The organism is Nonomuraea sp. NPDC050663 (assembly GCF_044456985.1).
In the GTDB taxonomy this organism is placed as follows: Bacteria; Actinomycetota; Actinomycetes; order Streptosporangiales; family Streptosporangiaceae; genus Nonomuraea.
In genome coordinates this window covers 43,912-56,139 of sequence record NZ_JBITGL010000023.1, presented here as the reverse complement: position 1 = coordinate 56,139, position 12,228 = coordinate 43,912, and the positions used below count along the sequence as shown (strand labels likewise).

The 12,228-nt window shown below is 71.7% G+C and carries 9 protein-coding genes; 4 read left to right on the top strand and 5 right to left on the bottom strand.

Going from position 1 to position 12,228, the window contains the following annotated elements:
* Nucleotides 1-46: 46 nt before the first annotated feature.
* Both pyrE and ACIBH1_RS43360 read right to left on the bottom strand, forming a co-directional pair.
* Entirely contained in the window at nt 47-580 is a 534-nt protein-coding gene (pyrE, locus tag ACIBH1_RS43365; protein WP_397319940.1) for an orotate phosphoribosyltransferase, read from the bottom strand.
* A 5-nt stretch (nt 581-585) separates the two neighbouring features.
* Complete coding sequence (locus tag ACIBH1_RS43360) at nt 586-1,260, bottom strand: hypothetical protein (protein ID WP_397319939.1); 675 nt, start codon at nt 1,258-1,260, stop codon at nt 586-588.
* A gap of 148 nt (nt 1,261-1,408) precedes the next feature.
* Between ACIBH1_RS43360 and ACIBH1_RS43355 the strand changes: the two genes are divergently transcribed.
* The 3 genes from ACIBH1_RS43355 to ACIBH1_RS43345 all read left to right on the top strand — a co-directional run bounded on the left by ACIBH1_RS43355 (nt 1,409) and on the right by ACIBH1_RS43345 (nt 6,580).
* The gene (locus tag ACIBH1_RS43355; RefSeq protein WP_397319938.1) at nt 1,409-3,739 is read left to right on the top strand and encodes a sigma-70 family RNA polymerase sigma factor; all 2,331 of its coding nucleotides are present in this window, start codon (nt 1,409-1,411) and stop codon (nt 3,737-3,739) included.
* A 179-nt stretch (nt 3,740-3,918) separates the two neighbouring features.
* Entirely contained in the window at nt 3,919-5,094 is a 1,176-nt protein-coding gene (locus tag ACIBH1_RS43350; RefSeq protein ID WP_397319937.1) for an NYN domain-containing protein, read from the top strand.
* A 46-nt stretch (nt 5,095-5,140) separates the two neighbouring features.
* A complete protein-coding gene (locus tag ACIBH1_RS43345) occupies nt 5,141-6,580 on the top strand; it encodes a hypothetical protein (protein ID WP_397319936.1) in 1,440 nt (479 codons plus the stop codon).
* A gap of 7 nt (nt 6,581-6,587) precedes the next feature.
* Here ACIBH1_RS43345 and ACIBH1_RS43340 read toward each other — a convergent pair whose 3' ends face one another.
* From ACIBH1_RS43340 to ACIBH1_RS43330, 3 genes are all read right to left on the bottom strand, one after another.
* The gene (locus ACIBH1_RS43340) at nt 6,588-7,736 is read right to left on the bottom strand and encodes an ROK family protein (RefSeq protein WP_397319935.1); all 1,149 of its coding nucleotides are present in this window, start codon (nt 7,734-7,736) and stop codon (nt 6,588-6,590) included.
* 56 nt (nt 7,737-7,792) lie between these two features.
* Entirely contained in the window at nt 7,793-9,286 is a 1,494-nt protein-coding gene (locus tag ACIBH1_RS43335) for a glycoside hydrolase family 36 protein (RefSeq protein ID WP_397319934.1), read from the bottom strand.
* A gap of 85 nt (nt 9,287-9,371) precedes the next feature.
* A complete protein-coding gene (locus ACIBH1_RS43330) occupies nt 9,372-10,739 on the bottom strand; it encodes an ABC transporter substrate-binding protein (protein ID WP_397319933.1) in 1,368 nt (455 codons plus the stop codon).
* 128 nt (nt 10,740-10,867) lie between these two features.
* Here ACIBH1_RS43330 and ACIBH1_RS43325 point away from each other — a divergent pair, with 128 nt between their 5' ends.
* Nucleotides 10,868-12,205 (top strand): hypothetical protein, encoded by a 1,338-nt coding sequence (locus ACIBH1_RS43325; RefSeq protein ID WP_397319932.1) that lies wholly within the window; start codon nt 10,868-10,870, stop codon nt 12,203-12,205.
* The last annotated feature ends 23 nt before the right edge of the window (nt 12,206-12,228 follow it).

The following is a 12,228-nucleotide window of genomic DNA, read 5'->3' as shown; positions in this document are numbered from 1 at the left end:
CCGATTCGTGCGAATTACCGAGATGTTTCCAGGAGGAAACGGGAACCTATAGCCCGAAATCCGCCAGTGTGAAAGCGGATCGGTACGCCACACCCTCCTCGGCCATGCGCCCCGCCGCACCCCGCTCCACGATGGTGGCCACCGCGACGACCTCGGCGCCCGCCTCGCGCGCCGCCTCCACCGCCGTCAGCGGCGAGCCGCCCGTGGTCGAGGTGTCCTCCACGATGAGCACGCGGCGCCCGGAGATGTCGGGACCCTCGATGCGCCGCTGCATGCCGTGCTGCTTGGCGGCCTTCCTGACCACGAAGGCGTCAAGCGTGCGGCCACGAGCCGCGGCGGCGTGGAGCATCGAGGTGGCCACCGGGTCGGCGCCCAGCGTGAGCCCGCCCACGGCGTCGAAGTCGAGGTCCGCGGTCAGGTCGAGCATCACCCGGCCGACCAGCGGCGCAGCCACCCCGTCGAGGGTGATGCGGCGCAGGTCGAGGTACCAGTCGGACTCCAGGCCCGAGGAGAGGATCACCTTGCCGTGGACGACGGCCTTCTTCTGGATCTCGGCCAGCAGGTTCTCGCGATCGGTCATGCCCATCAGCGTAGTGACCTCAGCATCTTCAGGGCCTCCTCGTACCTGCCGGGCAGCCGCAGCACCCGTACGCGCATGCCGTACAGCAGCCTGACCCGCGCCGGCAGCGAGCGGGAGTGCGGGGTGAGCGCGCCCACGCGCGCAGACCCGAGCAGGGCCAGCGTCTGCCCGCCGGGGAAGACCGAGCGCAGCTGCTCGGCCAGGTTGAACGTGGCCGCCAGGCGCTCGGCCAGCTCCTCTCCCCTCCGGAGCGGCTCGGCGACCACGAGCCGGTGCCTGCCCGCCGTCGCGCCCCGGTACAGCTCGGCCAGCCGGGTGCGCAGGTAGGCGACGGTCACCAGCCCGGTGAGCGGGTCCTCGCAGGACAGTTCCGCCATGGGCGCGAAGGTCGCCTCCGTCCATCCGGCGGCGAACGAGCGCAGCGCCTCGAACGGCGGCTCCAGCCCCAGCGACGCGTAGAGCGCCGCCAGGTCGGTCAGGCCCTCGGCGATGCCGACCCCCGCGCGGGCCCGGGCATCGCCGAGGGCGAGACAGGCGCGGACGACGTCGTGGCCCCTCAGCACGGCCTCGCCCGCCTGCTCGACCGCAGGCACCCACCAGTCCCCGGGCATGGACCATCCGGCCCGCATGCTCCGTTTGCGCCACCTGGCACGAAGTGACCCCGGGGTGTCCTCGTTCATCTCGCCTCCGAACCTTCTAAGAGCAAAGACGCGACTTCGGTTTAGTCATGACGCGAAATGCGGAATGATTCGCCAGGCAACCCCGCGTAATCGTGAGGTCACTATGAGTGCAGAATCGCCGCAAAGCGATGCGGATCTCCTTGAATCGGTGAGAACCGGAAACGCCGCTGCCTACGGCGAGCTCTACCAGCGCCACGTTGCCGCGGCCCGGGCCCTGGCCCGCCAGATGGTGAAGGGAGACGCCGAGGTCGAGGACGTCGTGGCCGAGTCGTTCACCAAGATCCTCGACCTGGTCGGCAGGGGAGGCGGCCCCGAGGCGGGCTTCCGGCCCTACCTGCTGACGGTCGTGCGCCGGACGGTCTACGACCGCAGCCGGGTGGAGTCGCGTGCCGTGACGACCGGTGAGATCGAGCTGTTCGATCCTGGCGTGCCCTTCGTGGATCCGGCGCTGAGCGGCCTTGAGCAGTCGATGATCGCCAAGGCGTTCCTTTCGCTGCCCGACCGCTGGCGCGCCGTGTTGTGGCACACCGAGGTCGAGAACGCCAAGCCCGCCGACGTCGCGCCCCTGCTCGGCCTGTCGGCCAACGGCGTGGCCGCCCTCGCCTACCGCGCCCGCGAGGGCCTGCGGCAGGCCTACCTGCAGATGCACCTGGCCACCGCGCCGCAGCAGGCCTGCCGGCCGGTGATCAGCAAGATGGGCGCCCACGTGCGCGGCGGCCTGGCCCGCCGCGACTCCCGCGTGGTTGACGAGCACATGGGCACCTGCGCCGAGTGCCGCTCGGTGTTCCTGGAGCTGACCGACGTCAACCGCGGCCTGCGCGTCGTCGTCGGCCCGCTGTTCGCCGGACCCGTCTTCGCCGCCTACGCCGCGGCGTGCGCCAAGGGCGGCAGCGTCGCCGGGGGCGCGAGCGCCTTTCGCCAGCTCGGCAAGCTGCGCCACCTGCGCAGGCTCCCCAAGCACCAGCAGGCGGCGGTCGCGGGAGGCACGGCGGCGGCGGTGGCCGCGGCGGCCGTGCTGATGCTGGTGTCCGGCGAGGAGAAGGCGCGCAAGGCGCCGCCCCAGGCGCTCGCGCCCTCCGTCAGCCACCTGCCGCCGCCTCCGGTCGTCGAACAGCAGGAGGTGAGGCCCACGCCGGTCCCGCCGACGACCACCCCGACCGCCGCGCCACCGCCACCGCCGCGCGCGCGGACGGGCGCGGCACGGCTGAGCGCCACCATCGACCCGCTCGGATCCTTGATCCGCGCCCATCCCGGCATCGTGGGCCTGCGGTTGCGCAACGAGGGTCACGGCGCGAGCAAGCCGGTCGTGGCCGACGTCGACCTGCCGCCGGGAGTGACCCTGGTGCCCGCCGCCCACCGTGGTCAGGGCGTGGCCGCGGTCGCTCCGGTCGGCACCGTCGACGGCTGGTCCTGCCGGCCGCGCGTGGGCGGAGCCAGGTGCGCGCGCGGTCCCCTGGCCGCCGGGCGGGCCACCGCCGTCTTCCTCAGGGTCGTCGTCGCCGCCCACGCGCCCGCGGGCGTCGCGCCCGCCGTGCACATCCAGTCGGGCGACCAGCAGGTCAGGGCCAAGGCCATGGCCGGGGTACGGCAGGCGGGCGCGCCGGCCCGCTTCGCCACCGACGGCAAGGTCGTCGTGCGCGCCGTGGGCAACTCGCTGCTCAGCTGCGCCGGCGACCGCGACGGCTGCGGCGACGCCCTGGCGCGCAAGGGCGACAGACGCGACAACGACCTGTGGAGCATGCGCTCCCGCGACGACGACCGGGAGGCCACCACCAAGGTCTCCAGCGGCGCCCGGCTCCAGCTGCCCCAGGCCGGTCAGGTGGTCTGGGCGGGTCTGTACTGGTCCGCGGCATCGGCGGCCGGTGGGCCCATCAAGTTCCGGGCACCCGGACGCAAGGAGTATCTGAACATCAGGCCGGAGGAGGTCCTCGTGCGAGACCTTCCCTCCGGACCCGGCTATCAGGCCTACGCCGATGTGACGGCGCTGGTGGCCAACGCGTCCAAGCGGAAGGGGATGTGGTGGGCGGCGGACATGCCGATGCGGGAGGGGGTCTCGCAGTACGCCGGCTGGAGCCTGGTGGTCATCGCCACCGATCCCGCCCAGCCGTACAGCCAGGCGGTCGTCATGGACACGGCGACGGTGGTGGGAGGGCAGAACGGGATGATCGCCCTGCCGCTGGGCGGCCTGCACGCCACGGCCACCCCGGCCAGGGCCGAGCTGGTCACCTGGGAGGGCGATGCCGACCTCGGCGGCGACCGGGTCTCGCTGGGCGACGGGCCGCTGACGCCGCGCGGAGGCGACCGTGACCGTGACAATGTCTTCGACAGCTCGGCCAACGGAGCGGAAGGGCTGACGTTCGGCGTGGACGTCGATACTGTCGAAGCAACGCTCGGAACGGATCCGATGCTCAGACTCGCCACCAAGAAGGACGTCGTGCTCTTCGGGGTGGCCGCGGTGAGCGTGCCCGCACGCTCATGACACTCGTGACCAAATACGGACAAACTGGTACGGTCTCCGGGAATGGTCGTCAGAGGTGAATCGCCCGGATTAGCCCTCGCGCGATCACCTGCTTGATTACCCTGATAAAGGGCCGCCGAGTCCGGCTCTGACGGTGCAGAGCCAGATATGTCGGGCCACCAAGAAAGGGGCGGATTCGCGTGGATCGCTGCGCGCTGTTCGTGGACGCTGGCTATCTGCTGGCCGACGGCGCGATGGCCGTGCACGGCACCCGCCATCGCGAGGCCGTCGCCTGGGACTATCCAGGACTGCTGCAACTGCTGTCCAACCTGTCGCGCGAACGCACCGGGCTGCCCCTGCTCAGGTGCTACTGGTACGAGGCCACCGTCGAAGGCCGTCGCACCCCAGAGCACGACGCCCTGGCGGACATCCCCGGCCTGAAGCTGCGCCTGTCGCGCATCCGCCCAGGCCGCCGCGAGGGCGTCGACGCGCAGGTCCACCGCGACCTGATGACACTGGCACGCAACAGCGCCATCTGCGACGCCGTCGTGGTCAGCGGCGACGAAGACCTGACCCAGGTCGTCTGCGACGCCCAGGACCTGGGCATCCGCGTGACCGTCGTGCACATCACCGCCGAGGGCAGCTGGGCCGTCTCGCGCTCGCTGCGCCAGGAGGGCGACGACCTCATCGAGATCGGCGGCGGGCACCTGCGGCCCTACGTCTCCCTCGTCACCGGGATGCCCGAGCCGACCAACGGCCACCAGCCCGTCAGCAACGGCCAGGCCGCCGCCCACTCGCTGTCCGCTCCGCTGCCGCCGGTCGCCGCGCCGCCGCCTCCCACCTCCTCGGCGCAGATCGCCAACGCGCCCACGCAGAACCAGCCGCTGCCCCCGGTGCAGCCGCCCGCCCCGGCCAGCCCGCCGCGCTCCCACGCCGCCCCGCCCGCGCTGCCCGCCTACCCCAGCTACACGCCGGAACCCCCGTCGGCCCCGCAGCCGACGCCGGGCGTCTCCACCGGGCAGTTCGCCACGCCCTCCAGCGCCGGCACCTACCAGCCGGGCGCGCACGGCGCCTACACCGGGCCCCAGGCAGCCCCGATCTCGCCGCCCGCCGCCGCCAACGCCCCCGCGACGACGCTCGCCGACGCGGTCAAGGCCGCCCACCGCGAGGGACACGACTTCGGCGAGTCCGTCGCCCGCGACGCGCCCGCACTGTGGCTGGAGGCGGTGCTGGCACGCAAGCCGCGCATGCCCTCCGACCTGGAGGCGCGCCTGCTCCAGGGATCGTCGCTGCCCATCGACTTCCTGCTGCACGACGAGGTGCGCCACGCCCTTCGCCGCGGCTTCTGGGACGCCCTGGAGCGCGCACGCCGCTAGCGCGGCATACCGGCGACATACCCTTGTCTCCTAGCCTGTCGCCCCTATGGCGAGAGACTTCGGGGCATGGGCCTTCCGCGCCGGGCCGGACCTGGCCCAGGCGGCCTACCTCCTCACCGGCGACGAGCAGCAGAGCCTCCACCTGGTACGACACGCGCTCGTCGCCGTCGGCGGCCGGTGGCGCTCCCACCAGCACGCGCCCGTCGCGATGGCCAGGCTGGCGCTGTACAGAAAGGCACTTGCCGACGGCGTGCCGAAGGAGCGGGTGGCGGCCGTGGCCTACGGCCGCGACCACGTGTCCCGCGACGACCTGCGGGTGAGCGAGGCCGGCGAGGCGCCGCCCCAGCCCGCCGGCGACCCACCGGAGTTCGATCTCACCGGCACCGTGCGGTCCGTGCGCCGCGCCGTCCTGGGCAGACGGCTGGTCAGGGCAGGCGTCGTGCTGACCGTCCTGGCCGGGGCGGTGGCGGGCTACCTGGCCCTCACCCGGCCGAACCCGGCGGTGGTCGCCTCGGGCGGCTTCACCTTCACCAGGGATGGGGCACTTCTGGCCGAGGCCGACCCCGGCTGGATGCGCACGACGCCCAAGGGCGCCGGCCGCTTCGCCGTGGACTTCGCCCTGCCGTACGGGGAGTGGGCAGCCTGGACGCCCCCGGCGATTCGTGGCTCGATCCGATACGCCCAGGCCCTGGCCTGCCCCTCCGGGGCGGACGACCTCCCGGACGAGCCGGGCGTCGTCTTGTGCGCCGGTTGGGGCCTGACGATCGACACCCATCCGACGTACGCGGCCCTGCTCGGCACCCGGAGCTGCAGTGGGCTCGAATGCACCGCCGGCACGGTGATCGGCAACGCGGCCGTGCAGATCAGGAGCGAGGGCATCATGACCTGGTCGCCCTCCGTGGCGGTCAGTCGTGACGGCCAACAGGTCGCGTACCTGGACGCGCTCCGTCGCCGCTGGGTGGTGGCCGGCCTGGACGGCCGTGGCCCCCGTGACATCAGCCCCGAGCTCACCGCCGCCGAACTCAGCGAGCGCTCGACGGTCACGTTCTCGCTCGACGGCCTGCACGTCGCCGTCCGCGTCGACGCCTCACGCACGACGCACCTCACCGAGCTGGAAACCGGCCGGACGACACCCGCCGAGTACGACTGCGCCGACGGCGCAACCACGTTCCCCTCGTGCGTGGACGCGGGCGCCGGCTACTCCCCTGACGGGAAGCACCTGGCCAGAGCGGGCTCCGGCGCGGTCATGGTGATGGATGCGGTGACCGGGCAGGACGTTGCACGGCACGAGATCCCCGCGTGGATGAGCTCGCGGATCGTCGGCTGGATCGACGACGGGCACGTCCTGGTCCATCTGGCGTCGAAGGGCGTGATGCACTCCTACGGCTACTTCTCGGTCGACGCCCGCACCGGCGCGTTCACCCCCGTGGCCGGGCTGCCCGTCGAGCTCGACCCGAACGCCGTTGTCATAGGCGCCGTCGGCTGAGCGCCGGCTACGGGGCGTGGTTGAGCGGTGCGGGCATCCCGTTCGTGAACAGCCGCGCGTCGATCTGGTCGAGCGCCACGCGCAGCGCGCCGAGCGCGACGCTGTCGGCGCCCAGGTGGGACGCCCTGATCTCGGGAACGCGCAGGCACAGGCGGCCCAGCTCGTGCTCCAGGGGGTCGATGAGCAGGTCGGCCGAGCGGGAGTAGCCGCCGCCGAGGATGACGACCTGGGGGTCGAGGGCCAGGACGAGGGCGGCGGCGCCGACGGCCAGGTCCTTGACGTAGCGGCGCAGCGCGGCGCGGGCGTCGCGGTCGCCCGATCGGGCGCGCTCGAAGACCCAGGCGGCCTTGTCGTTGGGGTGGATGTCGTCGGGCACTCCCGGGCAGTTCTCGATGTGCGAGGGCGCGCTCAGCCACCGCACCGCCTTGAGGGCGCCGATCTCTCCGGCCGCTCCGCCGTACCCCCGGCGCAGGGTGCCGTCGAGGATGAGGCCGGCGCCGGTGCGCATGCCCGCGAGCAGGTAGACGATGTCGTCGGCGTCCTGGGCGGCGCCCTGCCAGCGTTCGGCCACGGCGGCGAGCTTGCAGTCGTTCTCGACGAGGATCGGGCAGCTGAAGCGGGCCGCGAGGTGCTCGGTGAGGGAGACCGTGCCCCAGCCGGGAAGCGGGGTGAACAGGGTGGTGCGGCCGGTGGCGTCGACCGGGCCGGTCACGCCGACCGTCACCGCCCAGATCCGGTCGGGCCGCATGCCGGCGGCCGACAGGCACTGGGTGATGGCGGTGTCGACGGCCTCCAGCCGGGCGGCGGGGTCGGCGTCGGGGGAGACCGGCAGGCGGTGGCTGTGCAGCACCTGGCCTTCGAGGTCGGCGAGCAGGATGAGGATCTTGTGGGCGCCGACGTCGACGCCGAGCACGTGACCGGCGCCGGCGTTGAAGCGGTAGCGGCGGGCCGGGCGGCCCACCGTGCTGCCGTCGGGTTCGACGACCTTGACCCAGCCGTCGGTGACCAGGCCGCGGACCACGACGTCGGTCCCCGGCCGGGACAGGCCGATCCGGCCGGCGAGTTCGGTGACGGTCGCGGGTGGCTGACCCCGCATCGCCCGGACGATGTTGAGCGAGTTGAGTTCGCGGAGCCTGCTGACATCGGCCCCGGCCACCTCGGCCACCCCGTACCCCCAATTATGCTTCGTCGAAGCGAAATTCTAGCGGCTCCTCAGGAGATCGGATACTGGCGTGACGGGTCCAGCGCCGCGGCGAAGTCGACGACGCGGCCGTCGATGGCGAATCTGTACCGCCCCTGCCGGACGATCTCCGGCTGTTCCGCGAGGTAGGCGGCCAGATGGCCGAGCTCGTCGGGACGCAGCCAGGAAGGCGGGTCGGAGACGGCCTTGAACCCGCAGATGGTGGCCAGGTCCTTCAGCCAGTCCATCTGGGTGTCGGTGAGCAGGTTCAGGCGGCTGCGGAAGTAGACGATGTCGGGATCGACCTGCAGCAGCGGCGACTGCCACAGCCGGTGCAGCGTGTTCACGACCGCGTTGTAGGCCATGGCGTCCGAGGGGTCGTCGGTGGCGTAGTTGGTCCAGAGAGGCGCGACGTCGGGGCCGCTGCGCAGCCCGTCGATCAGCCCGAGCGAAGGCAGCAGCAGGCCGCCGCTGCCCAGCAGGTAGGCCTCCGGGCCCGCGACGCGCCTGATCAGTTCGAGCCCGTCCCGGTAGGCCTGCTCGCGGTGCGCGCCCGAGTGCCGGACTCCGGGGATCGCTCCGGCGTTGATGAAGTCGATCTTGAGGTAGGTGAAGCCCCACTCGTGCACGACGCGGTGGATCAGCCGGGTGAGGTGGTCCTGCACGCCGGGATGGGTCAGGTCCAGGGCCCAGTAGGAGGTGCCCCAGTTGTGACCCGCGACGACCGGCCGGCCCTCGGCGTCGCGCAGCAGGTACTCGGGGTGCTCGCGCGCCGTCCGCGAGGTGGGCAGCACGATGAACGGCGCCAGCCACAGCCCGGGGACCATGCCCGCGGCGCCGATCCGCTCGGTCAGGGCGCGCATGCCGGAGGGGAACTTGTCGTTGGGGTCCCAGTCGCCGACTGCCTGCTCCCAGCCGTCGTCGACCTGGACGACGTCGTACGGCAGGCCGGCCAGCCCGGCGATGTCCTTGTTCAGGAGCTCCTCGGTGACGCCCTCGTAGTAGGCGTACCAGGTGCACCACACGTTGCCGGCCCGCCGCTCGCTGCTGCCGATCCGCTCGGCCAGCAGGCCGGCGTAGCGGGCGAAGACCTCTGCCTCGGTGCCGTAGGCCAGGAACCAGGGCGCGCCGTCCTCCTCGCACCAGCCGGCGAGGGTGTCGTGGTCCGCCGCGAGCCGGGGCGTGCCCAGTCCGAGAGAGCCCAGCAGCAGCACGCGACCGTCCGCGCCCTGCAACGCGGCCACGGCCGAGGAGTGGTGGCGGGACGGGTCGTCCCACCCGGTGTCGTCCGCGGTCAGGCGCCGCTCCGGGTTGGCGATCCGCAGCGGGGGCTCGCTGAGCCTGCGCCACCCGCACGGGCTCCAGGAGTTCTGGCCGTGGCGGTAGAACAGGGCGTCGGCGAGGCCGTGCAGGATCGCGACCCGGCCCGGCGGCAGGACGACACCGCCGGTCACGGGAATCACGGGCTCGGAACCGGCGAGCTCGACCGCGAAGTCGCGGCCGGCCAGGTTGACGAGCAGGGGCATGGTTCTCCTTCGAGCAGAGCGGCGGTGACCGTACGGCGGGAGCGCACCCGGGGGATCCCGCCGGACGGGGCAGACGGTGGAACGATCAGCCGAACAGGCCGTTGACCTGCTGATTGGCCTTCTGCAGCGCCTCAGCGGGCTCGATCTGGCCGAGGATGACCGCCTGCAGGGAGTCCTGCACGATCTGGCTGATCTCCGTGCCGTGTTCGGTGATGGGCAGCAGGAACGTGCCGCCGGGAGTCTTGGTGTAGTCGACGTAGACCTGCACGTCGCGGCCCTTCGCCTTGTGGGCGGCCAGCGCCTTCTCGGTCGCGGTCTTGATCGCGGGGAAGACCACGGCGTTGCCGCCCACCACGTCCTGGCAGGCGCTCGATCCGAGGTACTTCACCCACTTCCACGCGGCGTCCTTGTTCTTGGTGCCCGCCCAGATCGCGTCCGACAGGCCGTTGATGGCGCTCTTGCGGCTGCCGACCGGGCCGACGGGTAGCGGGGCGAGCGCGAACTTCTGCTCGGCGCCCTCTCCCAGGTAGGTGTTGATGGTCCAGGAGCCCGCGATCGTGAGCGCCGCCTTGCCGGAGTTCATCACCGCGTCGATGCCGAGCGTCGACTGCTTGTCGAAGCGCGGCGCGAACCCCTTGTCGGTCAGCGCCTTGTACCAGGCGATGGTCTCGATCAGCTTGGGGTCGTCGTACTTGTACTGGGTGCCCCACGGGTTCTTGTCGAGGTAGGTCCAGCCGTTGGCGGCGGCCAGCTCGCCCCAGCCGTTCTGGCCCTGGGAGCCGTCGTTCCACTCCGGCTGGTAGCCGTAGATCTTGACGTTGTCCTTGTCGAAGGCCGGGTCGAGGCCGTTGCGGCCCTTGTCGTCGACGGTGAGCTTGGCGATGACCTGCTCGAAGGCGCCGCCGTCCTGCGGGTTCCACGTGAGTTCGGCCAGTTCCTCGGGCTTGACGCCGGCCTTGGCGAGCATGTCGCTGTTGTAGACCACCGCCTCGGTGTCCCAGTCCTTGGGCAGGCCGTAGCGCTTGCCGTCCTTGGTCCACAGGTCGGCCAGGCCGTCCTGGTACTGGGCCAGATCGACCTTCTCGGCGTCGACGTAGGGCTGGATGTCGAGGATCTGCTGGCTGGAGACGAACTGCGGGTAGTACGAGACCTGGTTGGTCCACACGTCGGGGGCCTCGCCGGCGGCCAGCTGGGTGGTCAGGTTCTGCCAGTACTGCGCCCAGGCCGTCTGGGTGATCTTGACGGTGATGCCCGGGTTCGCGGCGGCGAAGGCGTCGGCGCAGGCCTGGTACGAGGCGAGCTGGTTGTCGTCCCACAGCCAGTAGTCGAGCGTGACCGGCTCGCTGCCGCCCGCAGCGGGGGCGGCCGTCTCGGAACTGCTGCACGCGGTGAGCGCGGAGCTCGCCAGCAGCCCGCACAGCAGCGCGGTGCCGACCCGCTTCCTTGTGTTCATCGAGGTGCCTCTTCCTGGGGGATGGGGCCGGAGAAAGTTCCCTCTTGCCCTTGGTGGCTCTCTCGAATAATGATGTGGCTCATCGAAAATTTGTCAAGGCTAGCTCATAAGTCACGAGGAGGAATTCGATGATCCGCACGTCGATCCGGGTGACGATCGTCGCCGCCCTGGCCGCGGCCGTGGCGGCGGTGCCCGCCCCTGGCACGGCCTTAGCCGCCCAGCCGGGCTGGCGGGACCTGCCCGCGGGCGAGGCGCCGAACGTCAATCCGCTGGCGGGCTTCATCCCCTACGCGGGGGAGTACGCCACGTTCCCGCACTCGATGGAATGGTTCTACCTGCCGCTCAACGCGGTGATGAAGGGTGCGCACCGCTTCGACTGGCGCGCGCTGGAAGAGCAGTTGGACACGATCGCCGGCCGGGGCCACCAGGCCGCGTTCCGCTTCTACCTCGACTACCCCGGCAAGCCCAGCGGCGTCCCGCAGTACCTGCTGGACGCCGGCCTGCTCACCCGGCCCTACGACGACTTCGGCAACAACGGCCAGAGCGTCTCGCCCGACTACGACGACCCGCGCCTGGTCGCCGCGCTCGACCGGTTCATCGCCGCGCTCGGCCGCCGCTACGACGGCGACCCGCGCGTGGGATTCGTCCAGCTCGGCCTGCTGGGCTTCTGGGGCGAATGGCACACCTGGCCGCACAACGGGGAGCCGGGCACCGAGAACTGGTTCGCCTCCCCGGCCCAGCAGCTCAGAGTCCTCGACGCCTACGACAAGGCCTTCGACAGGACGCGGCTCATGATCAGGTATCCCGGCGCCGACAACAAGGCCCACGACCTGGGCTACCACGACGACTCCTTCGCCTACTCCACCCTGCCCGGACCCGGCTGGCACTTCATGGACCTGATGAACCAGGCCGGGACAGCCGACAAGTGGAAGACCAACACCGTCGCCGGCGAGCTGCGGCCCGAACTGCAGGGCTGCATCTTCGACCCCACGCCCTGCGCCAGTGAGGACTTCGCCACGAGCGTCGCCCAGACCCACGCCACCTGGCTGCTCAACCACTACGCCTTCACCCCCGGCTACACGGGCGCGACCTACGACAAGGCCCTGGCCAGTGCCAAATCCCTGGGCTACCGGCTGCGCGTCACGTCCGTGAAGACCGAGCGCCGCGGCGTCTCCGTCCGGATCCAGAACGACGGCGTGGCCCCGTTCTCCTACGACTGGCCCGTCCAGGTGGCCGCCGTCGGCCGCGACGGCCGCATCACCAGGACCTGGACGACGCCGTGGAGGCTGTCGCAGATCCTGCCCGGCCAGCCGGCCGAGCTCACCGCCGGCTTGCCCGGCCTGCGCAAGGGCGAGCACACGCTGGTGCTGCGGGCCGTCAACCCGCTGCGCAACGGCGTGCCGCTGCGCTTCGCCAACGCCGGCCAGGACACCACCCTGAACGGCTGGCTGACGCTCGGCAACTGAAAGCAGGAAGCTCCGCCGTACGA

Coding starts and splice junctions, on each gene's coding strand:
- ACIBH1_RS43360 (WP_397319939.1), bottom strand. CDS start 1,260: ATGAACGAGGACACCCCGGGGTCACTTCGTGCCAGGTGGCGCAAACGG.
- ACIBH1_RS43345 (WP_397319936.1), top strand. CDS start 5,141: ATGGCGAGAGACTTCGGGGCATGGGCCTTCCGCGCCGGGCCGGACCTG.
- ACIBH1_RS43325 (WP_397319932.1), top strand. CDS start 10,868: ATGATCCGCACGTCGATCCGGGTGACGATCGTCGCCGCCCTGGCCGCG.
- ACIBH1_RS43335 (WP_397319934.1), bottom strand. CDS start 9,286: ATGCCCCTGCTCGTCAACCTGGCCGGCCGCGACTTCGCGGTCGAGCTC.
- ACIBH1_RS43330 (WP_397319933.1), bottom strand. CDS start 10,739: ATGAACACAAGGAAGCGGGTCGGCACCGCGCTGCTGTGCGGGCTGCTG.
- pyrE (WP_397319940.1), bottom strand. CDS start 580: ATGACCGATCGCGAGAACCTGCTGGCCGAGATCCAGAAGAAGGCCGTC.